The following is a 26935-nucleotide window of genomic DNA, read 5'->3' as shown; positions in this document are numbered from 1 at the left end:
TAATTCAATTCCTATAGCTTGCGATTCGCTTATTCCCATTCATCTTTTTTAAATTTTATTGTAATAAGATGACTTTCCGGTTTAGCACAGAGGCGCAGCGGGATAAGAGTCGTGCCATACCCATTGCTGACAAGTTCATAGCGGTTTTTGATTTTTTTAAAATATCCGTGCGGTTGCACCCCAAATTTCCCGAGGCGGATTTGCCCGCCGTGTAAATGGGCCCCAATACTGAGCAATGGTTGAAAATGCTTATGTACTTTGCGAAACAACTCCGGATTATGTGCAACGAAAACTGTGTTCCTTTCCTCGCATTGCTCGATGGCCCGGTTCATATTCTGATCCCCAGGACTATATGATACTGCGCTAAGTGACACATCATTTTTGCTCTTCAGTTTGATTGATCCGTTCTCTATAATTCGAATATGATGATCTGCCAGTAGTTGACGCAGCTTTGATTCACCGAATTCGATATCATTATTCCCCCATATAAAATAGGTAGGGCCAAGTTTTGTGAGCATGCGTATATTATGAAGAACGGTTTCTTCAGAAGTCCGACGATCGACAAAATCTCCTCCTATGAGGACAGCATCTATATCTTGATCAATGGAATGAATCATTCCCTTATTAATTTTGCGCGCATGTGTATCTGATATAAAAAAAAGATGGATTGTTTCCATATCGCCATTTGCTTTCACTTCATGTGACCGGATATTATTCTCATGTGCTTCTTTAAACATATAGAGAAGGACTAAAATACAGGCGATTCCGATACTACTTATTATGACCATACACGGTCCTCCAATTCAAAAAGACTAATTATAAAATAGCCTGATTTAATGTTTTAATAAACATTAATTAAGCGTAAACATAATTAAGTTTGCTAAACAATAAATTTCCCTCATAAAGAAAAAGACGAGAGCCGGAACGGTTCGTCTTTTTACAAGTCGTTATACAAGATAGAAAAAATTATGGAACAATTACTAATACTTGCCCCGTTGCAATACTGTCGGATGATAGATTGTTGGCAGCTTTTATTTTATTGACATATTCCGTACTACCGTTACCGTAGTACTTTAATGCAATGCGGTATAGATTGTCAGTCGATTGGACAGTATGTGTTTTTTGCTGTCCTTTAGCCGCTTCCTGAGCAGCTTTTTTCTTTGCTTCCTGCTCTTTCGCTTTAGCCGCCGCTACCTTCTGGGCTTCTTCCGCCTTTTTGATTTCCGCTGCTTCTTTTGCTGCTTTTTCACTTGCGATTCGTGCCTCTGCCTTTTTCGCTTCTTCAGCAGCTAATTTTGCTTTTTCTGCTTTAGCCTCATCCACTTCGGCTGTATTGTCATCCTTTGTTTCTTCTTTTTCTTCGTCATCGTTCGTAGCAGATGGCTGTGTTTTCGGATCCTGCTTTTGAATCTCCACTACCAAATCGTCCTTCTTATCCACGTTTACGTTTTCAATTGCTGATGTTTTCGGTTCATAGATCAACCACACATAAGCTAAAATAACTAAAGGAATAAAAATTAAGACAACTGTTAAGACCGTCATTATTGGATTTGTTTGTTTTTTTCCGTTTTTCTTTCGATGTCGGCTAACACGTGACATTTTTGTACCTGACTCGTTATGTAGGTCAATCTCTTGACGATGCTCCTCTACCTTTTCCCGGTAATCTTCTTTTGTCATGGCCTGCACCCCTCCAACTACTAAAAATTATAACTTTATTATGACCAATTTCTACATAAAAGTAAACGGTTCGATAGTAGATTACGAGTTTATAACAATATTTTCTCGAGGCGATGTTGCCAATTGGTCATTTTAATCGTTTTTCTTGATGGATCTCGCTCCTCCACAAGTTGAGAAAGTTCGATCCCACAGTTGGAACAACAATTTTCCTGCTGCTTTGTTAATTGTTGACCAAAGTATTGAACTACTTGCTTACGCATACATTCCGCATGCTCAATAAGCTTTAATACGAGCTGGACTTCTTCAAATTTCTTAATCTGCAATTTCAGCATCCGGCTCTTTACCTCCTGAGCCGATTCACGTGCCAGCCAATAACTTAATACACGAAAAACCACTTCTGACATTTCTCCACTTGCAAGTAATGACTGCGGCTGTTCACCTGCTGCCATTACTTCGGTAAACCTGTCCACATGAATGTTTTTCGGCAAATCTTCTGATGCAATAAATTTTGCAAATTGCTCATCGCCCTCACAATATAATAAAATAGCGACGGCTTTCTTACCATCACGACCTGCCCGGCCGATTTCCTGCATATAATTTGATAGTGTTGCAGGCATTGTTTCATGAATGACTTGACGGACGTTCTCTTTATGGACACCCATACCAAACGCATTTGTCGCAACAATCCATTCAAGCTGACCCGCTAAAAATTGCTGCTGTATAAACTGACGGTCCTGTGCTTCCTTACCGGCGTGATAAGCAGCCGCCGAAATATTTTTCTGCAAAAGCTGTAAACTGATCGCTTCTGCTTTCGACCTGGATTGTGTATAAATAATGCCCGGACCGGCTGTATTTTTAACATGTTCGAAAATCCATTCACTCTTCTCCTCACGCGCTGAAAAGAGCTTTTTTACTAGATGAATATTTTCTCTGTTTACAGCATGCATATAGTGAAAAGGTGAATTCATTTTCAAATAGGATTGGATATCAGCCAATACGGTGTCTGTAGCTGTGGCAGATAATGCCAGTATTGGCGGACGGTTCGATTCCGATAATATTTCTCCAATCCGCAAATAGTCCGGACGGAAATCAAAACCCCACTGAGAAATACAATGCGCTTCGTCGGCGACAATGAGAGAAAGTTCCATGTTTTGAATTCTTGCTTTTACTTGAGGTTGCAACAGCATTTCCGGAGAGGCGAAAATAAACCGGTACTCTTCCAAAAAATGAAGTGCATATCTCTTCTGATCCACCGTTAAAAAAGAATTCAGTGCAACGACCCGTTTTTCCCCCATTTGCTTTAGCTGATCGACCTGATCTTGCATGAGCGATAAAAGCGGTGAGACAATAAGCACTGGTTTTTGAAATAAATATCCCGGTAGCTGGTAACAGAGAGATTTCCCCATACCGGTCGGTAAAATGGCGACAACGTCTTTGCCCGCGATAATATTTCCGATAATCTCTTCCTGCCCCGGACGGAAAGATTCATAGCCGAAGTGTTGCTTTAAGGCCTGTTGTAAATTCATCATGTTGCCGCTCCTTTCGCTAATGTTAACCGCAATTGAAAATAACTCAAATGCGGCAATATTTCCTTCAAGTTTTTCAAGCGTTTCGTCTCGTAATCTTCTACCGCAGCTAAAATTTGCCGTTGTTGTTCTGTTGTAACGAATGGTTCTATAGAAAAGTTTACCTCATTCATCGCGAGTTCGACGATATGATCTTCAATCGTACTTATTTTTAAACGTCGAATATGACTAATTTCCTCAATCGTACGTCCACTTCTGTATAACTTTGCAGTAGCACTTGCAGAGGTAGTCAACAAACTTTCAACACGGATATCCTGCACCATATCATTTAACAACGGATACCGGGATTCCCCGTCAAATAGTTCATTTAGCCATGAATGGAGCCCGCTTATATAAAGCAGCTGGACATCTATTTCTTGCATTTCATAGCCAATCGCGAGTTGTTGCCACGTTAATCCTGGTTCATTGTAGCCTGTAAGTCGATACATAAGGAAGTCTTTTATATGGTCTTCTACCGTCAGCTGTGACAGACTACTTTTCATTTCAGTATAGAGCAACTGTTGCAGCTGCTGTTTTTGATAGTGATGCCGAATTAAAAATCCCCTTACCCATTGTTGTATCTGCTCATTTTTTTCAATAGGTATGAACGCTTTTTTTTGATTGAGCTGATAGGATAAGCTTTGCACAACAAGTGAAAGTCGAGAAAAAAATAAATGCTCGTTTCCACGGTAGTTCCAACTGTCAAACGATACCGGAAGTGGTTTGGATGCAATCTCCTTTCCGCTTTCCGTCATACTGTAATAACCGTTTTCTTCTATCACTATTGAATTCCCTGCAAATAATATATCGATGTGTTCATCATAATTATTACGGGATAGTTTTGGTAGAAGGCCAAAATACTGATGCAAATTATATAATCCTACATCGTGAATCGTCTGCCCTGACCGTTTCCCCTTTAACAGGTGAAATGCGGCCGAAATGGTGCGTTCTTGCTTGAAGGTATGTAAAATTTTCAAAAGAATTTGTTGGAATAGCATATCAAACCCCTCTTTTTCGTAGTATTAGGTTACATAGTACGTCGTAAATATTGTTGATGTCTATTATATCAGTATTTTAAAGGCTTTATAAATCCGTAGAAATTTAATGGGTACGTTAACTATCTGTTAAATGTAACTGCACTAAGATATCCTTAATCTTTTCTTACTATTCTTAAATGTTAATCAGTTCCATATGATATACAATAATATTTTTGGAGGTTATAGTATTGCAAAATAATAATCGAAAGAAAAATAATGACCCCCCACAGCATAATTCACCGATAAGTCAGGCAGCTTCCCTTGAAATAATAGCCGGTTTATTCGCCACATTAGCCGAAGGAATTTCGACAATTGCAGCTGCTATGGCCTTACAAGAAGTTCAGCAACAAGCTAATAATCAAGCCAATACTGATATCGAAATACAACAAATACAAGAACAGCTTTATTACTTAACAAAAGAAGTGAAGAAAATCACGAAGGCATTAAACATATAACTTGGTACTCATTAAATCAGTTTATAAATTATAATCTCCTAACGGGAATTTGATTGTGGTGAAATATGATACAATATAGTCGGATGAGACACCTTTAACAGGCGAGGCTTTATTTTACAAGGTTTTACAATTATTTGTAATTCCATAAATATAATGTTTTAACTGTTGAAAAGTGCTGAAAACACCATTAGAATAAGTAAGAGCTTTATGGAAACGAACGGATAAAGGAGAGGTAACAATGCCAAAATATACTATCGTAGATAAAGATACTTGTATCGCTTGTGGCGCTTGTGGCGCTGCTGCACCGGATATTTATGATTATGATGATGAAGGAATCGCTTTCGTTATTTTAGATGATAACATGGGTACTACTGAAGTTCCAGAAGATCTACTAGAAGATATGCAAGATGCATTTGAAGGCTGTCCAACAGACTCTATTAAAGTTGCGGATGAAACATTTGACGGCGACTCATTAAAATTCGAATAGTATACAAACATACGAAACGATTCCTTTTAAAGGGTCGTTTTTTATTTTGCTCTTTTTTCTCATTGCGCATCTATAATCGAGATGTTATAGTTAATATTAGTAGTAGGTACTAATATTAACTAATCATTTTAGGGGTGTCGTTATGGATTTATTGCAATTAAAAGGGAAAAATATTGTCGTAATGGGTGTTGCCAATGAGCGAAGTATTGCTTGGGGCATCGCAAAACGACTATTTGATGTCGGAGCAAATGTAATCTTCACATATCGTAAAGAACGTTCAAAAGGAAAAATCGAAAAGCTTTTAACAAATTATGAAGAACACAATGCAACTGTTATTGAATGTGATGTAAACAGCGACGAAAGCATTGAAAAAGCGTTCAATCAAATCGGTGAGCAGTTTAAAGTAATTCATGGCATTATCCATTCTGTTGCCTTCGCACACGCCGAAGACCTGCACAACCGATTCGTCGAAACAACACGTGACGGCTATGCCTTTGCACAAGATACAAGTGCCTATTCGCTGATCGCTGTAACAAAAGCTGCAAAACCTTATATGACAGAAGGCGGTTCTATCGTAACGATGTCGTATTTAGGTGCACAGCGTGTTCTTGACGGCTACAATGTAATGGGCGTTGCCAAAGCTGCACTGGAAGCTTCGATGCGCTATTTGGCAGCCGATGTCGGTGCAGATAATATTCGTGTAAATGCCATTTCTGCCGGTGCCATTCGTACATTGGCAGCAAAAGGAGTTCCAAGCTTCAATCAGATTCTGCATAAAATCGAAGAAACATCTCCGTTAAAACGCAACACAAACCAGGAAGAAGTAGCTGACATGACAATCGTGATGTTAAGCCACCTATCCCGAGGTGTGACAGGCGAAACGATTTATATCGATAGCGGTTATAATATTATGGGTTAGTCCAAAGCGAATTCACTGCCTCCCTTGTGAATTCGCTTTTTTATATGGTAAAATACTGGAAAATACTGTTTATAGAGGAGCATTACGATGAAAAAGTATATTTCAGGATTATTAATGGGCGCTGTTTTAATTAGCGGTTTCTCGTTTTCTGCAATTGAAGCAGAGGCAGCCACAAAAGTAAAAGCAGTAGCTTATAAAAATTGTACTGAATTAAATAAGGTATATAAAGGCGGCGTTGCAAAAGATGCGAAAACAACGAACAAAGGCGGCAAAACAAAATATAAACCTTTCGTATCAGCGGAGCTTTACAAATTAAATGAGAAAAGTGACCGTGATAAGGACGGGATTGCTTGCGAAAAATAGGAGGAGTGAATTAAATGAAGATTCTCGCTCACCGTGGCTACAGTGCCAACTACCCCGAAAATACAATAATTGCTTTTCAGGAAGCTGCAAAGTTGGATATTTGGGGCGTTGAATTTGATGTCCATTTAACAAAGGACAACCAGTTAGTCGTTATTCATGATGAGTCAATTGACCGTACATCAACAGGGAAAGGCTATGTGAAGGATATGACCCTGGAAGAGCTGCGGGCATTCGATTATGGCTCATGGTTTGCACCGGAGTTTGCTGGTCAGACAATTCCTACATTAGCGGAAACATTAGCCATTTTTAAATCAACCCCGTTCCACATCAATATCGAGATAAAGTCGGATATTTTTGAGTATCCCGGCATTGAAGCGCTCATTGCTAATGAAATTCATAACTTTAATTTAGAAGACCGGGTCATTATTTCTTCCTTCAATCATGAAAGTATTGCGCGTTTCCAGCAAATCATGCCAAATGTGAAAACCGCACTGCTATTTGCTTCGCTTATTGTAAACTTAGAGGAGTATGTCAAGACGCTTGGCTCGGATGCTATACATATCCCCTATTACTACGGGATGCGTTCCATTGTTCGGCAAGCGATTAAAAACGGAATGACCGTCAGAACATATACAGTAAATGATGCAAGAGTAGCTCGGCAAATCGGATCACTTGGTATTGATGCTGTGTTTTCCGATGTAGTAAACCTATAAAGATGCTATAAAACTGTTTCAGAAGAACGCTTTTGAAACAGTTCTTTATGTAATATTTAGACAATTATTAGAAAAACGCTTTCAAAGAGCTAAAATCCGTTAAGTTCATTTTATCGTCAAACTTTAAAATTTTTTCCCGTATTCATACTCATTCCTTTTGAAGTCAGACGTCTGTTTACTGTATATTAAGGGTAACAACAAAACAGATTCGGAGATGACATGATGAATACGGAAATTTTATCATATGTAGAAAAAATGGAAGCTGCAGTACTAAACGATTTAGTTACAACAGACTCTTCTGACTTATATGAAATTGCAGTTGAAATGATTGCAGAGCAAAAAGATGCGTACAAGAATATTTGCCAAGCTTATGAAGTAGTTAAGCATAACTTAGTCGGATAAGCTTTTTAAATATAAGCAAAATTAAAAGCAGTTCAAATTTACTTCCCCATAAATTTGAACTGCTTTATTTTGTTTAAAAATACTCGAAAAAAAGGGATCCTAATGAAAGGATCCCTCTTATATCGTTACATCATTAAAATTAAAGTTTTACGATGTTTGTAGCTTGTGGTCCACGTTGACCGTCTTCTACTGAAAACTCAACTTTTTGGCCTTCTTCAAGAGTTTTGAAACCGTCACCTTGAATAGCTGAGAAGTGAGCGAATACGTCAGAACCGCCTTCAACTTCGATGAAACCGAAACCTTTTTCTGAGTTAAACCATTTTACTGTACCTTGTGTCATATAAATGACCTCCAATTAATTAAATTTAATAAGATCGCAATTCTTCAAAAAGAAAAAAATTCACATATTACAAAAAGTACCAACTAAACCACGAATACTCTTTGTAATAGGTGAATTTAATGTCTTGTAACTATCTCATTGACCTTAGTATATAGCAAAAAATCGGATTTGTCTACTATAAATTCAACTTTCTCTGCCTTATCAATTATTTATGGGTAGACGCATATTTTTGCTAAATAACCACATTCGCTAACTAAAAATTATTTACTTACTTTTTGTAAGCATTTTGTTTGCAATTATATTTTAGCGTTGGTTAATATAGGAGATGTATTACATAGAACTAGGAGGAATTTTTCATGGTATTACAAGCAAAAGAGTTTCGAACAGCGGAGCACGACATTTCTGAAGTATTTTTAAATCGTTGGTCACCACGTGCCTATGCAGACACACCTGTTGCCGATGAGGTTTTAAACCGTCTATTTGAAGCAGCGCGCTGGGCACCTTCGGCAGGCAACAACCAACCTTGGCGTTTTATCGTAGCGAAAACAGAAGAGGATTTAGCAAAGTTCCATCCCGTATTAGTGGAAGGTAACATAGTATGGGCAAAACGTGCACCTGTTTTAGTATTAGTCGTTTCTGACAATACAAAGGGCTCACATGAGTTTGATGCAGGGACGGCATGGGGCTTCTTGTCGCTTCAGGCAGCTAAGGAAGGTTTAATCACACATCCAATGAGCGGTATTCATAAAGATGTGGCAAAAGAGGCGTTTAACATTCCGGATACGTTTGATGTGCATTTAGCAATCGCTGTTGGTTACAAAGGAGACAAAGAGATGCTTTCTCCTGAATTACAGGCACGTGAAACACCATCAGGTCGACGCCCATTAAACGAGATTGTATTTGAAGGTTCGTTTAAATAAGATAAAATATAATGAAGTAACCGCATGAAGGAGCTGTATTTTCGTGCGGTTTTTCAGATGCCTTCATTTATAAATTATCGGATTTAAATTTTCAGGAGCGGCTTTTTGAGCATTGCCAACAGCAGCTCATATTCCTTATCCCCGATTGTGTTCCTTACCATCTTTTCTATTTCAAGCTCCATCTTTTTGCTTTCATTAAAGATAACGATACCTCTTTCGGTCAAATGAGCCATTTTTTGAACTTTCGAGCCTTTTATTAATTCTGTCGTAATTAATTCTTTTTCTTGTAAAGAAGTCACAAATTTATGAACCCCTTGTTTTGAAATGTCCAACTGTTTCACTAATTCCGGTACCGTTACATAGCCCTCATAGATGTTTTTCAGGACGAACCATTCCGAACTCGTAATATGAAGGTCATTATTTTCATTCCACATAATTTCTGCCTTTTGGCGTAACTGTTTATGCTGGCGATACAATAATTCTATAAAGTCAATCATTATCTTCCCCCCTTCTTTCTATTAACAACATTCTTAAATAATTCTCAAGCATCATACTAAAGCTACTCTATTAATTCAAGTTCATGATACTATCAGTGTATTTAAGTCAACCTAGTTGACTTAAATGGTAAATTACTTTATTATTAAATGTATAACTTTTTCCGGAGGCGTATATATGTATAAAATTGGTGACTTAACGTTTTATAAATCCCATGGTATTTGTCAGATTGATAGTATTGTAGAACAGAACTTCACAGGAGAGCCTATGCTTTACTATGTTATGCAATCAAAAATCAGACCGGGCGTAACGCTATATCATCCAGTTGAGAGCAAAAACTCACAACTTGAAAAAATATTAAGCTATGAAGAGGCTGTTCAAATTATGGATTGTTTCTCTAATGAACCAAGCGAATGGAATGACCGCAGTACAAACCGTCAAAGAAATCACGCAGAAATCCTAAGTGCGAATAATCATCTGGAAGCTGCCCAATTAATGAATACACTCCTACGAAAAGATTTGGAATTACAAAAAGAAGAGAAAAAAATAACTTCACAAGATTCGCAGATTTTACAGCAACTCTCAACAATTATTTTTGATGTCTTGGAAATTGCCCTTAAAAAGCCAAAAGAAGTGATTGAAAAAGAAATTTATAAAAGAGTTCAAGGACCTGCTAACTGATTTATAAAATAAGCATTTCTTCATTAACGAGTTGAAGTAACTCCCGTTTACTTCAACACTGTTCGTTACTGAGTGACTTACCACTTTATACATAAAATTCAACAAATAAGACATTTGCTATTCAGATAAGTAGCAGGCGTCTTATTTTTTTGCCGTTAAAAAAGAACTTTCACTTTTATTGTTAAATTGTTCGCTTCGCTTTCTGAAGTCTGATGAAGTGTATCAAGTTTTTCATTCAGGTATGAATTAAAACATATTTATTGCTCATACTACCGTTGTATGAAATTCACCTAATTTTGAAAGGAAGTGTAAATGAATATTGCGATCAAAAAAGACCACTAGTGCGGAACATTAAGCCACTCAATGCGGACAATTGAGCCACCGAGTGCGGAAACTTTGAGCCACTTACATATATTCCCTTAAACCTCCTGTATAATGAAGGAGCATGCCACCCAGCATGACACTTCAGAACAGGAGGATTTTTTATGATTGATTACCGTAAAATACTAGCTCTTTCCTTTGATGGCATTAGCCAAAGAACGATTAGCGCTAGCACCGGACACTCTCGCAATACCATATCTGACGTAATCCAACGTGCGAGAAATCTCAGGATTACTTTGTTAAACGACACGATGACAAACGCTTGGCTAGAGGAATATCTTTACCCCGAGAAACAGCCAATTGAAAAAGGCTATTATCCTGTGGATTGGGAGAAGGTGCATAAAGAATTACAGAAAAAGCATGTGACGCTCAAACTTTTACATCACGAGTACGCGCTAGCTGCAAAGGAAGCAGAGAAAATCCCCTATGCCTATCGGACATTCGCTGAAAAATATGGTCATTATGCGCGAAAATTTAAACTAACGATGCCGCTAAGACGCAAGCCAGGTGAAATTATGGAAGTCGATTGGGCTGGTGCAACACTCTCTATTCGAGACCGTGCAACAGGTGAAGAAATGCCTGCGTATGTATTCGTCGCTGCTTTGCCGTACAGCCAAATGATGTATGTAGAAGCTTTTTTAGACATGAAATCGACGAGTTGGTTAACAGCACACATCCATGCCTTCGATTATTTTGGTGGTGTTACGGAAACCCTTGTACCTGATAATTTAAAAACCGGTGTCATTAAAGCGAAACGCGAAGAATCTGTTTTAAATGAGGCATACCGTGAACTGGCTGATCACTATCGTACAGTTATCGTGCCAAGTCGTGTGCAAAAGCCAAAAGATAAGCCAAGTGCCGAAGGTAGCGTAGGACATGCCTCAAGACAAATCATCGCTGCATTACGCAACGCACAGTGTTTTCACATTAACGAGCTGAATCAGTATATCGCTGAAAAATTAGAAGAAATCAACACAACCGATTTTCAAAAACGTCCAGGAACACGAAAAAGCGTATTTGAGGAAGAAGAGAAAAGCACTCTCCAGCAACTGCCTCAAACACGCTTCAAAATGACGGAATGGAAAACCGCCAAGGTTCAACTGAACTACCACATCCAAGTTGAACGCATGTATTATTCCGTCCCTTACGAATACGCCCGTGAATCGGTCGATATTCGTTTAACAACAGATCTAATTGAAGTGTACTTTAAAGAAGCACGAATTGCATCCCATAAACGATTAAAAGGTGAGATAGGACAATATTCTACAAACATTGATCATATGCCAGATCACCATCGTTCTTACGTAGAACATAATCCTGAAAACGTAACTAAATGGGCAACAACCATCGGTTCATTTACGGAAAAATATGTCGCGTATATTTTAGAAAATCATGTAGAGAAAAAAGCACTCCAAATTTTAAGTACATTACAAAACATGGTGAAGAAATATACGGCAGAAGAACTTGAGCAAGCCATTAAGACGTTACTTGAAATCTCATCAAGCCCCTCTAATACAGTTTTAAAAGGCCTATTAGAAAGAACAAAACAGGCTTCAAAAACAAAGAGCGTACCATCCATAAAAACTTCGAATGAAAATCACGGATTTACACGTGGTGCTGCTTATTTCGGGAGGGAGAAAAAATGAGTAAACAAGAAACACTACGTAAGCTTTCAGAAATGGGTTTAAGCGCAATGGCGGAACTCTATCAGGAAATCAACCAAAATCCAGCCTATCGTGATATGGATTTTAATGATCTTTTTAGTCTCTTAACAGATACAGAATATGATCGCCGCAAATCGAATAAACTCGCTCGTTTAATCAAACAAGCGACGTTCAATGAGCCGTCGGCTGCCATTGAAGATATTGAATACCATCCAGATCGCCGTTTAGATAAAAACCTCATCTTAGAATTAGCTACAGGAAACTACATTCAAAATCACCACAACATCATTTTAATGGGCGCTTCAGGCAACGGAAAAAGCTATATAGCCAATGCATTCGGTGTTCATGCCTGCCGTCAATTTCACAAAGTTAAATATATACGCCTCCCGGAACTACTAGATGAACTAGCTGTAGCGAAATATGAAGCAGATGGCAGCTACCGAAAACTTATTCAGCATTACAAAAAAATCGATTTACTCATTATAGACGAATGGCTTTTAACAGACCTATCAGAGGAACAAGTTTTAAACGTTTTCGAAATTGTGGAGGCTCGTTTAAAAAAGGCCTCAACTATCTTCTGTTCTCAATTTGCGCCGGAAGGCTGGTACGCGAAACTTGGCCATGCCCAAATCGCAGACGCTATCTTAGACCGTATTGTACATGATTCTTACCACATTTTAATTGATGGCGAAGTCTCGATGCGCGAGCGCCATGGTCTAAAACCACTTAAGCGATAGATTATTTTCAAATTAAAAAGGAAAACAACTAGCTGCAATTTCAGTAGTTGTTTTCCTTTTCTTAAAAGTGGCTCAATTGTCCGCAATCGGTGGCTCAAAACTCCGCATTCACTGGCTTAAAGTTCCGCACTGCTGGCTCAAACGCTCCGCAGTACTCAGTGTAAAGATGGGAATTTTAACGGGTAACCCAAAAGATGAACCGTTACATTATGGAGAAGTCTTTAATATTTGGACAAGTTTAGCTGCAGGTTACAGTATGATTGCCGGGTATCAGACATTTTATAATCATGCCGGTGACCAGGAACTGAAAAAAATTATTGAAGATTTTATCCAATTTGCACGAGATGAAGTTAAGCAATTAGAAAAAATTCTTAAATTGAATGGCGTTGGGCTTCCTCCTGCGCCACCGGAACGTCCTGAAGCACGGATCGAAAATATCCCGCCAGGAGCAAAATTCAACGATTCTGAAATAAGTGCCGCATTATCTGTGGATGTCGCTGCCGGTTTAGTTGCATGCAGCCAGGCGATGGGTATGACGATCAGGGAAGATATCGGGTTAATGTATGGTCAATTCCATACAGCGAAGGCACAGCTTGGGGCAAAGTTATTACGCCTGAACAAATCAAAAGGCTGGCTCATTCCTCCACCATTGCATCTGCACCATCCATTACATTGATGAATTAGTCAAATTCGATTTTACTATGCTACATCATCCCCTTATGCATACGTTAAAAACGCCATTCCCTAAAAAGAATGGCGTTTTTCGCGAGTTATCTTATACAACTTCATGATAGTAAAGAGCATATAAATCATTCAATGTCACTTTACCAAATGCAAAATCCATTACATTGTTATCCACCATAAATTCAGTCAGATCGCTTAACAGCATCGGTTCCGAACTAGGGAGATGCAGCAGTGTCATATCCGTAACGAGTGTTTGCTGTTCAATTTGCGGATATTTCTCCTTCAGCAGCGCTTTTACGGATTCCTCCATATTTTTTACACGTACTGTTTTGATTTTCGCCTGGCTGAACCCTTCAATAATTTCATTCGTATCGACCAGTTTGCCTCCATTGAACAGGAAAATCCGGTCGGCATACTTTTCCAGATTATCGAGCAAGTGCGAAGCGATGATGATCATTTTGCCCTCGGCCTTTTTTTTCATTAAAATCTTTGAAATAACTTCAATATTATTCGGGTCGAGCCCGTTCATTACTTCGTCCATCATCATAATGTCGGTGTTGGCAACAATCTGCATTGCAAAACAAAGACGCTGACGCATGCCGAGTGAATACGTACCGGTTTTTTTATTTACATAATGGCCCATATTCAATGCTTCAATTGTTTCGTCGATCAGTTTTGGATCGGACTTCCACATCGTTGCGAACATTTTTAAATGCGCACGGCCGCTTAAATGATTATATAAATCACTTTGGTCCGGCATCATCGACACAAACTCGTGAATCTTCACCTCATTTGATTTACTCGAATAGCTAAGGTTTCCGTTAAACGATACTTTCCCGCTTGTCGGCGGCAAATAGTTCATAATGACATTCATCAAAGTCGATTTCCCGGTTCCGTTCGGTGCTACCAGACCGATCATCTCACCTTGTTCAAACTCGATCGAAATATCGTTGAGCACTTTTTTATCAGCAAACTGAACGGTTATATTTTCAATAGCGATCATTCGTTGTCCCCCCTATTTTACAAGCTTGAAACGTTTACTGAGTGAAATGAGCAACGGAATTATCAATAATACTACCGCGCATATTGTCAATAATAGCAAGCCGTATTGATAATCTACATTCTCACTTCCTAAATAATAGTTCTGATAACTAGACACAACTTTTCCGACATGGATATACGTTGTAGGTACTTTTTCCACTTCCCAGAAATAACCGATACCGCGGCTCAGATAAAACTTTTCGCCAAAAATGACGAATAGTCCGGCCGCCAAGTTCACCATTTCTTGTCGGAACAGCACACTGCTTAAAATCACAACATTGATGATGACAATGAACCATAAAATTAAGAGTGATAAAGACCGGCCCAAAAACGTGCCCAATGTCATCATATTAGCTAAACTCTCATTTCCCCATGGTATGAAAGCAAATACATACTCAGGTGATGGCAGCTTAAGATGCCCGAAACCTGATTGAGCTCCAATGATCATAAAACCAATAAGTAAAGGAGCAAATAAAGTAATACTGCCGATAAAAGCAACACCTGCTTTCATGAGCAGCTTCTTCCAGTCGGCAATCGGAAAACCTTTCAGCACAGTCGGATGACGACGATCCTTCGCCACAATATCGATTGCCAGTAACAAGGAACAAATAATTAATATTAAAGGAAGCGGTCCTTTTACAAGTCGTTCAAGCGTTTGCAATGCTGTACGCTGTTCAAATACACCAATTGACAACTCGTAATCCGCCTCATTAAAAGCACTGTACCGGTAATGTTGATCCATTGCATTTAAAGCACCTTCATTATTTGCAAATTCCCTGTCTGCCACATAATAACGGTCATTATAGGAAAGGTGCTCATTATAAAAAGTCATATAGCTCATCTCAAAATACCAGGTGCTCGTTACTTCCGCATACTTTTTCAGATCATTTGCATCAAGTGCATCCATTCTTGCCTTATCCAACGGGTTGACAGCAGAAAACTTATGGTACGCATCAACTGTAAGCGGATGAATTTGCCATAAGTCCCTCTTACTTAAATCATCGATAAATTCCTGACGTGTTAAATAGCGGGCTTCAATTTCCTCTCGATCCACTTTTTCAATCGGATCATAGGCAGGTGCAATCTTAAACGCATAAAATATCGCAGCAAACGCCAAGAGAAAATAAATCGCCAAGTTTTTCTTATTCGTAAAAAACTGTTTCAGTTCAAATTTAAAATATCCGTACATTTCTATCCCCCCTTAGGCCCTTTTAATTTTTCCTGTAGAGAAGAATGTTTTAATGACGAATAACATGATTAATATACAAATACTCATAATCAATAACCCGATATTCATCGTTACATCCACAGGACGCACTAAATCCAACGGCATTCCATTTAAAATTTCATTGAAGTTCATGAAATGGAACGGATTGTACGGGAACACACTAATAATCGAAGGGAAAATTATCGGTAAAAAGAATAGAATAAAATGAACAAACAATGTCAAATACATATTTTTCAGCAGTACATTTAAAATAATGGACAATAGCATGACAAACATTGAAATGACCAGCATATAGACAATGCAAAGCACAATATAGCGCACACTTGAAATTAATGCCGGCTCCCCTAAATAAACAGCCACTTTTTCGGCACTATCGCCCATTCCATTGAATAACAATGGCGCCGCACTAATAAAGATGAGCCCAATAAATGCGACAACATACAAAAAGGCAATGATACATTTGGATATCACATATTGGTCAAACCGAACCGGGTAGCCTTTAATAATGCTTGAATGCTCAAAATCATCCAGTAAAATCGAACTCGTATAGAAACTCATAAATATGTACCAGCCCACACCTACTAAACTAAAGAAATACAACAAAAACGGTATGTAATGAGATATATCGCTAATCGTATTTTTGCCCGATTCGTACATCATTTTAAAATATAGGTAATTCAATGAATTTTGGAATTTGGTAGGCAGCAAATCCTTCACTTTTTCGTAATCTTCCATATCAAACGCTTGTTGCCGTAGTTCGGCAATACGATAGGACGCTTCATAATACATCGGATAGTTTTCTAAAGTTAATGAGGCAATTTGTAAAGCGACGGCACTTTTCTGCTGGGTCAGATTTTTAAATAAATCACTGCCATCCCCGTCCCTTGAGGCATCCTGAACTTGGAACTTGGATAATACAGCACGTGAACTGTAGTAGTCGCCCCTTTTTTCATTGAGCTGATCTCCTACTGCCTGTGCTTTAATAAAAAACATACATCCGAACACAATGACGATCACTGCGAGTAACGCAACAATATTTTTTCGGTTGGAGCGTTCGATGAGTAATCCAACTTTTAATGCCTGCAACATGTGTGTAATCTCCTCCCCCTTCTATATATCGACATTGAAAACGGTTACAAACTTAAGTTTCGATGTATCAGGTACTTTATTAGAATAATCTATCAATTAATAATTTACAAATTAAAAGGTAAATTCTTCAATTAAAAGGAAATAACCCCTCTGAAACAGTACCTTTCTTTAACTATTTCGTTTCATAATTGAAGTCAATATGAGATGAAATTATTTTTGTATAATACACCTATTTTTTACAAATTTATGAACTTTATATTTCTACCATGTTTCGACACTTTATTATATATTCATAAGTTACGATGGATAAGCGTTGTTTTATTTCTAGGTAAACTAATAAAATATCGTAATACTTTAGAAAGGAATATAAATTTAGCAATGAGATTTTTATTTTTCAAAAAAATATTCAGACTAAGATTGAGAATAAGAATTGAATCTAAAAGAAAAGACATGTACAAAAAAGCAAATGATCTAGGATTCACACACCCTGAAGTAGTACATTGCAGTCAAGAATTGGATGATTTACTTAATAAGTATTCGGATACTGCTGCGTAAAATAGAGAGAATACATAAATAATGTTGTTCAGGTTCATCCCATGGACCTGCCATATTTATGTTTTATTATGAAAAGCGTCGGAGCAAACAGCCCCAACGCTTTCTTTTTATCCGTATTTATTTATGGACACGTCCTCGCTATTAAAATGCAGGTTTGTTCCTATATATTGTTTACCACTTATTAAATCCCCTCTGTGTTCATCAATACGATACGCCAGCCATCCGGGTCCGCAATCGTCACGCCTTTTTCTTCCCAATACGGGTTTTCCGGCGGCACCTCGTGGTATCCCATACTGGCGAGTCGAGCCTTCACTGCTTGAATTTGCTCAACATCAGGCATATAAAATACAAGTAAATTATCTTCCGTCGGTGCAGGACACGGGCTTCCGTCAATATGTTCGGTAAATTCCAGATGATACGATGCATCCGGCAAGCCAATCATAATACCCGTATATCCACGATGCCCTTTAAAGCCTCCAAGTTTTTTTAGACCCACCCCTTCACAATAAAAGCGTTCAATCTGCTCTATTTGATCCGTCGGCCGCGCGATACGAAATTGCGCTACATGCAATGTTTCTGTCCATTGTTTCATTTACATCCCCTCCTAACCTCATTTTAAAGGGAAAAGAAGGAAAAAACTGTACAACATTCGGATGAAATATAGACCATTGTATAGCGAAAAAAACGTTGGAGCATACAGCCCCAACATATTCCTCTTAGTACATCTTCATATATTGGTCGGGGTCCCACTGTTGCAACAAAAGTACCTGTAGAAGTACCTGAAGTTAATAATGGATTTAAAACTTGGCCCTCCCTCCCTTTTCACTTTAGGAGATTAAACTTAACATATATATCCAATTGTTGTATTGTTGTTATTCCAGAAAATGGCCCTATTAAGAAAAAACGCGATCATCTTATTAAAGAATCGCACCCGATTGTTGAACAGAGTGGCTAACATTTTTAATACCTTCATTATTTTTGGATGACTTTATTAGCTATAGATCATTATGTTCATTCCCAAACTTTCGTTGATTTGGGAACTTTATTGGGCATATTTTGAGTACTTTATAAATTCTGGATGCACTAAAGCACCCTTAAAAATGAAATATTTGTTTGAGATAAGTTAATCTTTTCTGAGCAAAATAAACATTAAAGGGTGGTGTAAAAATGAAAAAAATTATTATAGTTCCTTCTTTTTTACTGTTACTTCTAATACCAAAAATATTAACTCATGCTGAACCAGATTATTATCAGCCTGCTGAAGAGTCAAAAGAAGAACTCATGATGGACTTGTTTTTTTCACTACTTTTACCGAATGTTCAAGAGGCAGTTTCTAATTACTATTCAGATTATCTTACCACAAGTCCTTTGGTGTATCCGTACCAAATAAAAATTTTAAAGATGGAAAGAACTAATGGATATCGGGGGTTTTTGTTTTTAGTAACCATTGAAGTCACACCAGTTGTTGGTCCACATATTGAAGTCGGAAAAGACCAATTAACATTTTCTATTTCGGCAGGTAGTGGAGTCAGTCTTAAGAATTTTAAGCATATAGAAACCTATGAACTTCCTAAGAATTGGCAAGATATCATAAAGGAAAAGGAAATGTTTGGTATGGTCTGAATCTTTTATATTTAATCCCAAAAGCGTCCTTTGGTAACTTTTCATGCCTTTCAGAACAAGTGAATTGAGCAGTCCTCTTTAAAATGATTTCTCGCAACGTCTCAGAGCATTATTTTCTAATAAAAACAGCGACAACCACTGTTAAATCAGTAGTTGTCGCTGTTTGAAATGTTACCAAGCTTCCATTTGGGAACGTTTATTAGGTTTATTTTGTATACTTTAAAAATCCTTGTTGCGTTTAGTTAAAGGTAATATTACTTATTGAGATAAATGTTTGTAGTCTAATATTTCAATTTTGAAACCGTGATTACATTTCTGCCTATTAATCTTCTCACTATCACAGGACGGGGATATTCTTACCTTAACCAAATCTTCTTTAACATTTTCAACATTTTCATTAATGTGTTTTGAAGGAATCTCAATTCTTACAGTAACATCATAGGAATGATTCTCGTTGTAAGTAATACCAACAATCCTTTTCCAGTGCCAAATAAGGCGATTATCTCCTCCATACTCTTTGATAACTCTTTTATCAATAGTTGGGAAGATAATGTCTGAAATAATGTCCTCTGTTGTGACATACATTTCTTCTGCTTTTGGTATTGTTTCTGATTTTGCTACTTGCATAGAAGTAAGAATAATCAATATAAATCCTAATAAGACTAAGTAATGCTTAACCATCAACACTCACCTCTGGTTTACGTTTACTCCTTATTCTTCGTATCTTGTTACTTTTTATTCAATAAACCTATCTCTTTAGTTGAATAAAATAAAGCACTCAAAACGTCCTTTGGGAACATTTCATCGAGATTCTATTTTTATGTTATCGCCATTCAGAACAAGTGAATCGAACAGTCCTCTTTAAAATATTTTCTCACAGCGTCTCAGATCGTTATTTTCTAATAAAAACAGCGACAGCACTGTTAAAGCAGTGTTTGTCGCTGTTTGAAATGTTACCAAGCTTTAATTTGGGATTTATTAGGTTTATTTTGTATACTTTATAAACCTTTAGTGTTGAAACTTATTTTAAAATTTATCTTATTCAAAAACAGGTTCAATACCTATTTCTTTTAATAAGTATTTTATATGGCTAAGTTTTTCTGCTAAATGTTTTTTAGGGATTAAAATTTCTTCTCTTAATCGTTTAAACATGTTCGGGTTAAATTCAGGAAACCACTCTTCATAATCGATTCCTTCATTTTTTTCAATATTTATTAAACACCAGATGATAGTTTCGAACATATAAGGAAATTCTTCTTCAATCTGTTCATGATGTTCTAACAATGAATAAACATAATCATTTAAGTGATAAAAACGTATTTGATTCGAGGGATGCGAGCTCCTTTTTTTTCGTTCTTCCCATTCTTTTATTGGCTGAAATACCTGACAATACCCTGTTTCCCAAGTACCTAACATACAAGTAAATGCAGCGATTGAATATTTTCTAGTTTCAAAATCTGAGTCTCCAAAATATTTAAAATATTCTTCTTGATACCTACCATAATGACCGCTAGCATGAAAATGCCCTATTGCAAAACCTTTCAAGCCACGTTTTGCTTGTTCGATAATGTTATTCGCCATACTCAATCCCCCCATTTATCCGCAAAGGATATTAACGAATTTTCCGTAATATTTGTTTAGTAACTGTTCATAAGAAATTAAAACATCTCTGTTCAATTAATTAAGAGGTGTGGTTACCAAAGTGTCATTTGGGAACGTTTTTAGAATGACTTATAAATACTATATACAATAAAAATTACAAGAATGATTAGAATTAATACACCGATTTCTTTAATACTCATTCCAGTAGTATTAGGCATACCTGCTTGTGTGCGATTAAGATTGTCATTGAAATTCCCAGCAGGATTCTTTTTTTGTTCTTCTCGATATAAACGTTCTCTTTCCTGTTCTGGTGTTTCTTTTCTTGCAGACATCTAAACACCTCCTAAGTTGTTATATTAATATTTCTAGAAGAGGTCAATAGATTCCTTTAATGGTTCCCAAAGCGGTGTTTGGGAACATCTTGAAATTACAGTTCGGACGTTAATGTATTATCGAATTTTAATGCTATAGTATCGCATTGCTGTTGGAACACCTTCCATGTCCAATACGCCATCCATGATTAAACGTATGATGCGATAATGGATAAATTGGTCGCCAATATATTGATTCAAGTGACCGATTACTTCGCCAATGATTCTAGCTGATTTTATAAAGTCGTTGTGCTTTTTCTTCTGTTGAAAATTCTTCACTGTATTGATGATGTACTCATCGTAGTAGTTTTCTGGAACACTGATGATTTTATTATTTTCCCAGATTCGCAAAACTTCTTTCTCGTTACATAGCTGCACCCATTGCTGTTCAAATGCTTTACGTTCCGTTTGTGTTAGTACATGAGCATTTTTCTCATTTTCATAAATTTGCTTTAATTGCCCAGATGAAAGTTCTCCCATACATCGAGGTATAAAATCGATTTCAGGTCGTTCAAAATGAGTTTTATATGCCTCATTTATATTTATCATCACGATATTGTTTCTTTTCTCTTTTAATAAATAGAGAACAAATCGTAAGCCAGTTTGTTCATGTGCATTTTCTCCAGCCCAAATCACAATCAGGTGGTGACTTGGAATTTGTTCAATATTTAATATAGTTTGTCGAAAGCTTGTTTCATAAGTAAATATCCCTTCATCATCCATCCTTATATGTGTTCTTAACCATTCATACCGACTGTTAAACCCTTGTGCGTCATGTAAGTTCAAAATCGGGCCTATTGAAAATAAATCGGAAAAGTTAATAATATTTTCTTGTTGAATTAAACCGGACTCTTTTAAAGCGATTTTTAAACTACCAGTAGGTGAATCGCCAAATACAATATGCATCGTGTGGAATTGTTCTTGTTCGATACTAACTTGTTTTTTTATACGCTAACAGGTCGTTATATGTATTTTTTACCTCTAAAAAGAATTGCTGCTCCGAATAGCCTTTTCTTTCCTCAACAGTTTGCATACGCAAAAAGACTTGAAGTAATAATGATTTTAATTCTGTATCTTCCAAATGATTAATCATATCTTTCATTTCATTAAACAATCGCACTCCCCCTTTTGTACAATTTTACCATATGTTTAATTAAAGTTATTGAGGTAAAACGTCCCCAAACCGACGTAGAGTTGGAACCAATACCCATTCACTCTACCCGACACACGCATGTGGCAATGCTTATTGAAGCTGGATGGGATATGAAGTCCATTGCAGATCGTCTTGGCCACGAATCTGCTACTACCACGATTAATACATATACTCATATATCGCATAAGCATGCAGAAAATACACTTCATAATTTCGATGAATACATGGAGAAATTGGGACAATGAAAAATCAGCTTGTGGACAGTAAAAACGAAAAAGCGTTGGAGCATATAGCCCCAACGCATTTCTCTTAGTACATCTTCATATATTGGTCGCGTTCCCACTGGTGGACAGATGTGCGGAACATATCAAACTCCACTTCTTTCGCTTCTTTGAAGTTTGCATAAATATGTTCACCTAACGCATCGATGATTACTTCATCTTTCGCTAAAGTAGTTAATGCAGCATCCAATGAACCTGGTAAACTTGCAATACCATAAGCAGCGCGCTCTTCAGCATTCATCACATAAATGTTTCGGTCAACCGGTGCTGGTGGCTCGATTTCATTTTTCACGCCATCCAATCCTGCCGCTAAAATAACAGCCATTGCTAAATACGGGTTTGCAGATGGGTCAACTGAACGTAATTCAATACGAGTTGATAGACCGCGAGATTCCGGAATACGCACTAACGGTGAACGGTTTTTCGGTGACCATGCCACATAACAAGGTGCTTCATAGCCTGGCACTAAACGTTTGTATGAGTTGACAGTCGGATTCGTCACCGCTGTAAATCCTTGAACGTGCTTTAATACGCCCGCCAGGAAATGTTTCGCAGTTTTTGATAATTGCAAGTCTTCCCCTTCATCCCAAAATGCATTTTTGCTGCCTTGGAATAATGATAAGTTGAAGTGCATTCCTGAACCGTTCACACCGAATAAAGGTTTTGGCATAAATGTCGCATGTAAGCCATGTTTACGCGCAATCGTTTTTACTACTAATTTGAACGTTTGGATGTTATCGCACGCTTCTACCGCGTTGGCATATTTGAAGTCAATTTCGTGTTGACCCGGAGCTACTTCATGGTGTGATGCTTCAATTTCAAAGCCCATTTCCTCAAGTTCCAGTACGATATCGCGGCGGCAGTTTTCCCCTAAATCTGTCGGTGCCAAGTCGAAATAGCCACCATCATCATTTAATTCTAATGTCGGATTGCCTTTTTCATCTAATTTAAATAAGAAGAATTCTGGTTCAGGTCCTAAGTTAAAGCTTGTAAAACCTAAGTCTTCCATTTCTTTTAACATTCTTTTTAAGTTTGAGCGTGGATCCCCTTCAAAAGGAGAGCCGTCCGGACGTGCGATGTCACAAATTAATCGGGCAACTTTCCCTTTTTCTGCAGTCCATGGGAAAATCATGAAAGTATCTAAATCCGGACGCAAATACATGTCAGATTCTTCAATACGCACGAAACCTTCAATTGAAGAACCGTCAAACATCATTTTGTTATCCAGGGCTTTATCTAACTGACTTACCGGAATTTCAACGTTTTTGATTGTTCCTAAAATATCAGTAAATTGCAGACGAATAAATTTTACATTTTTATCTGCCACAATTTTTTTAATGCTTTCTTTCGTCGCTTTGCTTGTTCCATTCACCATTACATTTGCCATACTTCAACACTCTCCTTTTTAGTTGGTCCTACTCTGTTTTATATTGAAAGAAACGCGATAAATCGCCTTGACGTAGTGATGTCTTTTGCATGCGCTGTGCTTGCTGCATTTCTTCACGTAATATCGTCCGCAATTCTGTATCTGTCACGCGAACTACGTCAGGTTTCTTTACATACTCTTTCGATCTCATTGCAAATACCTTTTTCACACCCGCCATATTAATGCCCTGGTCGAGTAACTCCCTTATTTCCAGCAATGCATCAATATCATCAAGAGAAAACATCCTTCGATTCCCTTCTGATCTGGCAGGGACGATTAGTTCATGTTCTTCATAATAACGAATTTGTCTGGCCGTTAATTCAGTCAATTGCATTACCATGCTAATCGGCAGTAACGGCATCGCTCTTCGAAATTCTCGACTCATTATCTCGCCTCCCTCTTCTTACCATTTACTTTAAACCAATGTAACATCCACTGTCAATCTAATGTTATAAAAACTAACATACGTTTTTTAGAACGATTTCATCGCATAATTCGAACATTTCCTTATTTGGTTTTTTAAACCATGTTATATTTCGAGACATACTTTATAATGAAATGAAATAAAATTTTATTGGCATATATAATTCCATAACTTGATTTCCATTTTTTACGCAATAAAATTGGTTAATTTACTCGTTGAAAAGTCATCCAGCCGAAATTGATGTATAATTATTACCATGCAAATTGAGGGGGAATTTTATGACGAAGCAAAACATCGCAAAGTCAATCGGACAAAAAATCATCGTTATTATTGGCGGTTTAATCGCCGCTTACGGATTAGAAGCTGTATTAATACCAAATAACGTATCGGATGGTGGAATCACGGGGATCAGTATCGTTATTTCTCAGCTAACGCCATTATCATTAGGCATGCTGATCGCCTTACTGAACATCCCGTTTATTTATTTAGGCTATAAACAAATCGGAAAAACCTTCGCGATTAATTCTGTTATCGGGATTGCATCATTAGCGATCGGTACTTCACTCATGCACCATGTACCGACAATCATTACAGGCGATGCCTTGCTCATTACAGTTGTAGGGGGAATCATTTTAGGTATCGGTATGGGGTTAGCACTCCGTAATGGTGGTGCGTTGGATGGGATAGACATGCTTGCTGTGCTGCTTTCAAGAAAACTGCCTTTCAGTACAAGTGACCTCATTCTATTTTTAAACTTTTTCGTTTTCATTGTTGTATCGTTTGTTTTCGGATTTAAAGGTGCATTATTATCAGCGATTGCGTACTATATCGCATCAAAAGTTATTTTAATCGTTGAAGAAGGACTAAGCGGTTCCAAAACGTATAAAATCATTACAAAAGAACCCGTTAAAATGGTCGAAACAATCCGTGACCGTTTAGGACGAAGCGCGACATTCAATACGGTATACGGTGCTTACTCCAATCAGGAATTCCAGGAAATTACATGCGTAATCAACCGGATGGAAGAAAGTAAAATAAAGTTAATCATTCGTGAAATCGATCCGAATGCCTTTGTGACTGTTTATGAAGTGGTTGAAGTTAAAGGCGGCAGCTTCAAAAAACAAAATATCCACTAAACAGAAAATGTGTGTGTAAAAGGATTTTCTCCTTTTACACACACATTTTTTAATTCGTATTTACATCATTACTAGTGTTCGGAACACATAATCCGATAACCGCTCCCACTACAGCCGGAACAATCCATCCTAAACCAATGGAATAAAGCGGTAAATAATCCGCGTAGAACGAAGAAACAGATGACAGCACACTCAATTCAAATGCCGGTACACTTCCAATCAATGCATTGTAGCCGTCAATTATACTAATAAAGAATACAAGTAAAATCGCCCCTGCAAATACAGGCTTTTTATAGTTAAACAGCGGTCCTAAAAGAGCCAATAGAATTAATACAATTGCCAGCGGGTAAAGGAACATCAGCACCGGAATCGCATAGGTAATAATATTCGTTAAACCGAAGTTTGCAATGATAAATGAAACAACACATAACATGACTACAAATGTTTTATAGCTGATTTTCGGAAACACCTCATGGAAAAACTCACTGCACGAAGTAATGAGCCCGATACTCGTTTTCAAACAGGCAAGTACAATAATAATTGCCAATAAAATCGCGCCGTAAGAACCGAAGTAATGATCTGCAACTGCAGCAAAAATTTGCCCGCCATTATCAAATGTACCTATAGCCGTTACACTCGAGGCCCCCATATAAGCAATCAGACCATAAATTAGCATCATTAATGCCATTGCAAAAATACCCGATTTCCAAGTCGCTTTTGCAATTTCTTTTTTATCTGTAATACCTGTCCGTTTAATGGCATGGATGACTACAATACCGAATGCAAGCGAAGCAAGCGCATCCATCGTATTATAACCTTCTTTGAAACCTGTCATAAATGCCTCGTTAATATAGGCTCCGGCAGGCTCAACGAATTTCCCCATAGGAGAAAACAGACTAATGCCGATTAATACAAATAAAAAGATTAAAAAGGCAGGTGTTAAGTACTTTCCGATAATGTCCATTATTTTCGCCGGATTTAACGAAAAGTAAAAAACGATCGCGAAAAAAACAAAACTGAATACCGCCAGCCACAATGCTGCCTGAGAAGGATCGATAAACGGTTCAAATCCCACGACAAACGGTACTGTTGCTGTACGCGGAATCGCAAAAAACGGTCCGATCGTCAAATACAACGCCAATGCAAAAAACAATCCAAACATCGGATGTACTTTACTCGCCAGATCACGCAGTCCATTGCTTCCCGACAATCCGATCGCCAGAATTCCTAAAAACGGTAAACCAATTGCTGTAACTAAAAAGCCAATTAGCGCGAACCAATAATTTGTCCCTGCCAATTGCCCCATTTGAATCGGAAATATTAAATTCCCTGCTCCAAAAAACATCCCAAACAGCATCGTCCCGATTACTGCATAGGTTGAAAATGGTATTTTCTTGTCCATCATATTCTCTCCCAAGATGTCATTTCATGGTGTTTTAATGAAACGTCCTAATTTTCTTAACAATGTACAATATCATATCAGTAC

The 26935-nt window shown here is 37.6% G+C and carries 33 protein-coding genes; 15 read left to right on the top strand and 18 right to left on the bottom strand.

Features of this window, described 5'->3' with window-relative positions:
• Window positions 1-29: 29 nt before the first annotated feature.
• The 4 genes from MKZ25_RS06255 to MKZ25_RS06240 form a co-directional block, all read right to left on the bottom strand.
• Window positions 30-788 (bottom strand): metallophosphoesterase, encoded by a 759-nt coding sequence (locus MKZ25_RS06255; protein ID WP_340800730.1) that lies wholly within the window; start codon window positions 786-788, stop codon window positions 30-32.
• A 178-nt stretch (window positions 789-966) separates the two neighbouring features.
• Complete coding sequence (locus tag MKZ25_RS06250; protein WP_340800729.1) at window positions 967-1677, bottom strand: LysM peptidoglycan-binding domain-containing protein; 711 nt, start codon at window positions 1675-1677, stop codon at window positions 967-969.
• A gap of 89 nt (window positions 1678-1766) precedes the next feature.
• Window positions 1767-3203: a RecQ family ATP-dependent DNA helicase gene (locus MKZ25_RS06245; RefSeq protein ID WP_340802979.1), complete on the bottom strand. Its 1437-nt coding sequence runs from the start codon at window positions 3201-3203 to the stop codon at window positions 1767-1769.
• Window positions 3203-4240 (bottom strand): helix-turn-helix domain-containing protein, encoded by a 1038-nt coding sequence (locus MKZ25_RS06240; RefSeq protein WP_340800728.1) that lies wholly within the window; start codon window positions 4238-4240, stop codon window positions 3203-3205. The genes MKZ25_RS06245 and MKZ25_RS06240 overlap by 1 nt, the downstream gene beginning before the upstream one ends.
• A 227-nt stretch (window positions 4241-4467) precedes the next feature.
• On the opposite strand from MKZ25_RS06240, the gene MKZ25_RS06235 reads away from it, so the two are divergent.
• From MKZ25_RS06235 to MKZ25_RS06210, 6 genes are all read left to right on the top strand, one after another.
• Window positions 4468-4734 carry a multidrug ABC transporter ATPase gene (locus MKZ25_RS06235; protein WP_340800727.1) on the top strand — a complete coding sequence of 89 codons (267 nt, stop codon included), beginning with the start codon at window positions 4468-4470 and terminating at the stop codon, window positions 4732-4734.
• A gap of 238 nt (window positions 4735-4972) precedes the next feature.
• Window positions 4973-5221 carry a ferredoxin gene (locus MKZ25_RS06230; protein ID WP_099423028.1) on the top strand — a complete coding sequence of 83 codons (249 nt, stop codon included), beginning with the start codon at window positions 4973-4975 and terminating at the stop codon, window positions 5219-5221.
• Between the two features lie 142 nt (window positions 5222-5363).
• Window positions 5364-6140, top strand: a complete 777-nt coding sequence (locus MKZ25_RS06225) for an enoyl-ACP reductase FabI (RefSeq protein WP_079525816.1) — start codon at window positions 5364-5366, stop codon at window positions 6138-6140.
• A gap of 87 nt (window positions 6141-6227) precedes the next feature.
• A complete protein-coding gene (locus MKZ25_RS06220; RefSeq protein WP_340800726.1) occupies window positions 6228-6503 on the top strand; it encodes an excalibur calcium-binding domain-containing protein in 276 nt (91 codons plus the stop codon).
• Between the two features lie 14 nt (window positions 6504-6517).
• Window positions 6518-7216 (top strand): glycerophosphodiester phosphodiesterase, encoded by a 699-nt coding sequence (locus MKZ25_RS06215; RefSeq protein WP_340800725.1) that lies wholly within the window; start codon window positions 6518-6520, stop codon window positions 7214-7216.
• A 222-nt stretch (window positions 7217-7438) separates the two neighbouring features.
• Entirely contained in the window at window positions 7439-7618 is a 180-nt protein-coding gene (locus MKZ25_RS06210; RefSeq protein WP_339175830.1) for a hypothetical protein, read from the top strand.
• A gap of 139 nt (window positions 7619-7757) precedes the next feature.
• Here the strand turns inward: MKZ25_RS06210 and MKZ25_RS06205 are convergent, their stop codons facing one another.
• A complete protein-coding gene (locus MKZ25_RS06205; RefSeq protein WP_008404960.1) occupies window positions 7758-7958 on the bottom strand; it encodes a cold-shock protein in 201 nt (66 codons plus the stop codon).
• 356 nt (window positions 7959-8314) lie between these two features.
• Between MKZ25_RS06205 and MKZ25_RS06200 the strand changes: the two genes are divergently transcribed.
• Window positions 8315-8878 (top strand): nitroreductase family protein, encoded by a 564-nt coding sequence (locus MKZ25_RS06200; RefSeq protein ID WP_340800724.1) that lies wholly within the window; start codon window positions 8315-8317, stop codon window positions 8876-8878.
• A gap of 83 nt (window positions 8879-8961) precedes the next feature.
• Here the strand turns inward: MKZ25_RS06200 and MKZ25_RS06195 are convergent, their stop codons facing one another.
• Complete coding sequence (locus MKZ25_RS06195; RefSeq protein WP_340800723.1) at window positions 8962-9375, bottom strand: MarR family winged helix-turn-helix transcriptional regulator; 414 nt, start codon at window positions 9373-9375, stop codon at window positions 8962-8964.
• A 175-nt stretch (window positions 9376-9550) separates the two neighbouring features.
• On the opposite strand from MKZ25_RS06195, the gene MKZ25_RS06190 reads away from it, so the two are divergent.
• From MKZ25_RS06190 to MKZ25_RS06175, 4 genes are all read left to right on the top strand, one after another.
• On the top strand, window positions 9551-10054 hold the full coding sequence (locus MKZ25_RS06190) for a CarD family transcriptional regulator (protein ID WP_340800722.1): 504 nt from the start codon (window positions 9551-9553) through the stop codon (window positions 10052-10054).
• 485 nt (window positions 10055-10539) lie between these two features.
• Window positions 10540-12081, top strand: coding sequence for an IS21 family transposase (gene istA, locus MKZ25_RS06185; protein ID WP_340800721.1), 1542 nt, complete (start codon window positions 10540-10542; stop codon window positions 12079-12081).
• Complete coding sequence (gene istB, locus MKZ25_RS06180; RefSeq protein WP_293927736.1) at window positions 12078-12836, top strand: IS21-like element helper ATPase IstB; 759 nt, start codon at window positions 12078-12080, stop codon at window positions 12834-12836. The genes istA and istB overlap by 4 nt, the downstream gene beginning before the upstream one ends.
• Before the next feature lie 166 nt (window positions 12837-13002).
• Entirely contained in the window at window positions 13003-13512 is a 510-nt protein-coding gene (locus MKZ25_RS06175) for a DUF3231 family protein (RefSeq protein WP_340802978.1), read from the top strand.
• 99 nt (window positions 13513-13611) lie between these two features.
• Here MKZ25_RS06175 and MKZ25_RS06170 read toward each other — a convergent pair whose 3' ends face one another.
• The 3 genes from MKZ25_RS06170 to MKZ25_RS06160 are packed head-to-tail and all read right to left on the bottom strand — an operon-like array spanning window position 13612 to window position 16878.
• The gene (locus MKZ25_RS06170; RefSeq protein WP_340800720.1) at window positions 13612-14523 is read right to left on the bottom strand and encodes an ABC transporter ATP-binding protein; all 912 of its coding nucleotides are present in this window, start codon (window positions 14521-14523) and stop codon (window positions 13612-13614) included.
• 12 nt (window positions 14524-14535) lie between these two features.
• Complete coding sequence (locus MKZ25_RS06165; RefSeq protein WP_340800719.1) at window positions 14536-15750, bottom strand: ABC transporter permease; 1215 nt, start codon at window positions 15748-15750, stop codon at window positions 14536-14538.
• 12 nt (window positions 15751-15762) lie between these two features.
• Window positions 15763-16878: an ABC transporter gene (locus tag MKZ25_RS06160; RefSeq protein WP_340800718.1), complete on the bottom strand. Its 1116-nt coding sequence runs from the start codon at window positions 16876-16878 to the stop codon at window positions 15763-15765.
• Between the two features lie 378 nt (window positions 16879-17256).
• On the opposite strand from MKZ25_RS06160, the gene MKZ25_RS06155 reads away from it, so the two are divergent.
• Window positions 17257-17433, top strand: coding sequence for an aspartyl-phosphate phosphatase Spo0E family protein (locus MKZ25_RS06155; RefSeq protein ID WP_340718898.1), 177 nt, complete (start codon window positions 17257-17259; stop codon window positions 17431-17433).
• 181 nt (window positions 17434-17614) lie between these two features.
• Here MKZ25_RS06155 and MKZ25_RS06150 read toward each other — a convergent pair whose 3' ends face one another.
• Window positions 17615-18025: a VOC family protein gene (locus MKZ25_RS06150; protein WP_340800717.1), complete on the bottom strand. Its 411-nt coding sequence runs from the start codon at window positions 18023-18025 to the stop codon at window positions 17615-17617.
• Window positions 18026-18600: 575 nt separating this feature from the next.
• On the opposite strand from MKZ25_RS06150, the gene MKZ25_RS06145 reads away from it, so the two are divergent.
• Window positions 18601-19056 carry a DUF3888 domain-containing protein gene (locus MKZ25_RS06145; protein ID WP_340800716.1) on the top strand — a complete coding sequence of 152 codons (456 nt, stop codon included), beginning with the start codon at window positions 18601-18603 and terminating at the stop codon, window positions 19054-19056.
• Window positions 19057-19314: 258 nt separating this feature from the next.
• Here the strand turns inward: MKZ25_RS06145 and MKZ25_RS06140 are convergent, their stop codons facing one another.
• From MKZ25_RS06140 to MKZ25_RS06120, 5 genes are all read right to left on the bottom strand, one after another.
• Window positions 19315-19737, bottom strand: a complete 423-nt coding sequence (locus tag MKZ25_RS06140) for a hypothetical protein (protein ID WP_340800715.1) — start codon at window positions 19735-19737, stop codon at window positions 19315-19317.
• A gap of 357 nt (window positions 19738-20094) precedes the next feature.
• Entirely contained in the window at window positions 20095-20637 is a 543-nt protein-coding gene (locus MKZ25_RS06135; RefSeq protein ID WP_340800714.1) for a hypothetical protein, read from the bottom strand.
• 140 nt (window positions 20638-20777) lie between these two features.
• The gene (locus MKZ25_RS06130) at window positions 20778-20990 is read right to left on the bottom strand and encodes a DUF6366 family protein (protein ID WP_340800713.1); all 213 of its coding nucleotides are present in this window, start codon (window positions 20988-20990) and stop codon (window positions 20778-20780) included.
• 117 nt (window positions 20991-21107) lie between these two features.
• On the bottom strand, window positions 21108-21935 hold the full coding sequence (locus MKZ25_RS06125; protein ID WP_340800712.1) for a DUF1835 domain-containing protein: 828 nt from the start codon (window positions 21933-21935) through the stop codon (window positions 21108-21110).
• 25 nt (window positions 21936-21960) lie between these two features.
• The gene (locus MKZ25_RS06120) at window positions 21961-22143 is read right to left on the bottom strand and encodes a hypothetical protein (protein WP_340800711.1); all 183 of its coding nucleotides are present in this window, start codon (window positions 22141-22143) and stop codon (window positions 21961-21963) included.
• Window positions 22144-22157: 14 nt separating this feature from the next.
• Here MKZ25_RS06120 and MKZ25_RS06115 point away from each other — a divergent pair, with 14 nt between their 5' ends.
• Window positions 22158-22427 (top strand): tyrosine-type recombinase/integrase, encoded by a 270-nt coding sequence (locus MKZ25_RS06115; protein WP_340800710.1) that lies wholly within the window; start codon window positions 22158-22160, stop codon window positions 22425-22427.
• Between the two features lie 64 nt (window positions 22428-22491).
• On the opposite strand, the gene glnA is transcribed toward MKZ25_RS06115, so the two are convergent.
• The gene (gene glnA / locus MKZ25_RS06110) at window positions 22492-23838 is read right to left on the bottom strand and encodes a type I glutamate--ammonia ligase (protein ID WP_340802977.1); all 1347 of its coding nucleotides are present in this window, start codon (window positions 23836-23838) and stop codon (window positions 22492-22494) included.
• Window positions 23839-23878: 40 nt separating this feature from the next.
• A complete protein-coding gene (locus MKZ25_RS06105; protein ID WP_339198452.1) occupies window positions 23879-24274 on the bottom strand; it encodes a MerR family transcriptional regulator in 396 nt (131 codons plus the stop codon).
• A gap of 317 nt (window positions 24275-24591) precedes the next feature.
• Between MKZ25_RS06105 and MKZ25_RS06100 the strand changes: the two genes are divergently transcribed.
• Window positions 24592-25449, top strand: a complete 858-nt coding sequence (locus tag MKZ25_RS06100; protein WP_340800709.1) for a YitT family protein — start codon at window positions 24592-24594, stop codon at window positions 25447-25449.
• 49 nt (window positions 25450-25498) lie between these two features.
• Here the strand turns inward: MKZ25_RS06100 and brnQ are convergent, their stop codons facing one another.
• Window positions 25499-26851 (bottom strand): branched-chain amino acid transport system II carrier protein, encoded by a 1353-nt coding sequence (brnQ, locus tag MKZ25_RS06095; RefSeq protein ID WP_340800708.1) that lies wholly within the window; start codon window positions 26849-26851, stop codon window positions 25499-25501.
• Window positions 26852-26935: the final 84 nt, after the last annotated feature.

This window comes from Solibacillus sp. FSL W7-1464 (assembly GCF_038004425.1).
In the GTDB taxonomy this organism is placed as follows: Bacteria; Bacillota; Bacilli; order Bacillales_A; family Planococcaceae; genus Solibacillus.
Note: the sequence above shows the minus strand (reverse complement) of the source record. Positions and strands in the feature narration are given on the sequence as shown.

Bases quoted from the DNA above. Each gene is read 5' to 3' on its own strand.
- MKZ25_RS06255 (WP_340800730.1), bottom strand. From the start codon at position 788: ATGGTCATAATAAGTAGTATCGGAATCGCCTGTATTTTAGTCCTTCTC.
- MKZ25_RS06250 (WP_340800729.1), bottom strand. From the start codon at position 1,677: ATGACAAAAGAAGATTACCGGGAAAAGGTAGAGGAGCATCGTCAAGAG.
- MKZ25_RS06245 (WP_340802979.1), bottom strand. From the start codon at position 3,203: ATGAATTTACAACAGGCCTTAAAGCAACACTTCGGCTATGAATCTTTC.
- MKZ25_RS06240 (WP_340800728.1), bottom strand. From the start codon at position 4,240: ATGCTATTCCAACAAATTCTTTTGAAAATTTTACATACCTTCAAGCAA.
- MKZ25_RS06230 (WP_099423028.1), top strand. From the start codon at position 4,973: ATGCCAAAATATACTATCGTAGATAAAGATACTTGTATCGCTTGTGGC.
- MKZ25_RS06225 (WP_079525816.1), top strand. From the start codon at position 5,364: ATGGATTTATTGCAATTAAAAGGGAAAAATATTGTCGTAATGGGTGTT.
- MKZ25_RS06220 (WP_340800726.1), top strand. From the start codon at position 6,228: ATGAAAAAGTATATTTCAGGATTATTAATGGGCGCTGTTTTAATTAGC.
- MKZ25_RS06215 (WP_340800725.1), top strand. From the start codon at position 6,518: ATGAAGATTCTCGCTCACCGTGGCTACAGTGCCAACTACCCCGAAAAT.
- MKZ25_RS06210 (WP_339175830.1), top strand. From the start codon at position 7,439: ATGAATACGGAAATTTTATCATATGTAGAAAAAATGGAAGCTGCAGTA.
- MKZ25_RS06205 (WP_008404960.1), bottom strand. From the start codon at position 7,958: ATGACACAAGGTACAGTAAAATGGTTTAACTCAGAAAAAGGTTTCGGT.
- MKZ25_RS06200 (WP_340800724.1), top strand. From the start codon at position 8,315: ATGGTATTACAAGCAAAAGAGTTTCGAACAGCGGAGCACGACATTTCT.
- MKZ25_RS06195 (WP_340800723.1), bottom strand. From the start codon at position 9,375: ATGATTGACTTTATAGAATTATTGTATCGCCAGCATAAACAGTTACGC.
- MKZ25_RS06190 (WP_340800722.1), top strand. From the start codon at position 9,551: ATGTATAAAATTGGTGACTTAACGTTTTATAAATCCCATGGTATTTGT.
- istA (WP_340800721.1), top strand. From the start codon at position 10,540: ATGATTGATTACCGTAAAATACTAGCTCTTTCCTTTGATGGCATTAGC.
- istB (WP_293927736.1), top strand. From the start codon at position 12,078: ATGAGTAAACAAGAAACACTACGTAAGCTTTCAGAAATGGGTTTAAGC.
- MKZ25_RS06175 (WP_340802978.1), top strand. From the start codon at position 13,003: ATGGGAATTTTAACGGGTAACCCAAAAGATGAACCGTTACATTATGGA.
- MKZ25_RS06170 (WP_340800720.1), bottom strand. From the start codon at position 14,523: ATGATCGCTATTGAAAATATAACCGTTCAGTTTGCTGATAAAAAAGTG.
- MKZ25_RS06165 (WP_340800719.1), bottom strand. From the start codon at position 15,750: ATGTACGGATATTTTAAATTTGAACTGAAACAGTTTTTTACGAATAAG.
- MKZ25_RS06160 (WP_340800718.1), bottom strand. From the start codon at position 16,878: ATGTTGCAGGCATTAAAAGTTGGATTACTCATCGAACGCTCCAACCGA.
- MKZ25_RS06155 (WP_340718898.1), top strand. From the start codon at position 17,257: ATGAGATTTTTATTTTTCAAAAAAATATTCAGACTAAGATTGAGAATA.
- MKZ25_RS06150 (WP_340800717.1), bottom strand. From the start codon at position 18,025: ATGAAACAATGGACAGAAACATTGCATGTAGCGCAATTTCGTATCGCG.
- MKZ25_RS06145 (WP_340800716.1), top strand. From the start codon at position 18,601: ATGAAAAAAATTATTATAGTTCCTTCTTTTTTACTGTTACTTCTAATA.
- MKZ25_RS06140 (WP_340800715.1), bottom strand. From the start codon at position 19,737: ATGGTTAAGCATTACTTAGTCTTATTAGGATTTATATTGATTATTCTT.
- MKZ25_RS06135 (WP_340800714.1), bottom strand. From the start codon at position 20,637: ATGGCGAATAACATTATCGAACAAGCAAAACGTGGCTTGAAAGGTTTT.
- MKZ25_RS06130 (WP_340800713.1), bottom strand. From the start codon at position 20,990: ATGTCTGCAAGAAAAGAAACACCAGAACAGGAAAGAGAACGTTTATAT.
- MKZ25_RS06125 (WP_340800712.1), bottom strand. From the start codon at position 21,935: ATGCATATTGTATTTGGCGATTCACCTACTGGTAGTTTAAAAATCGCT.
- glnA (WP_340802977.1), bottom strand. From the start codon at position 23,838: ATGGTGAATGGAACAAGCAAAGCGACGAAAGAAAGCATTAAAAAAATT.
- MKZ25_RS06105 (WP_339198452.1), bottom strand. From the start codon at position 24,274: ATGAGTCGAGAATTTCGAAGAGCGATGCCGTTACTGCCGATTAGCATG.
- MKZ25_RS06100 (WP_340800709.1), top strand. From the start codon at position 24,592: ATGACGAAGCAAAACATCGCAAAGTCAATCGGACAAAAAATCATCGTT.
- brnQ (WP_340800708.1), bottom strand. From the start codon at position 26,851: ATGGACAAGAAAATACCATTTTCAACCTATGCAGTAATCGGGACGATG.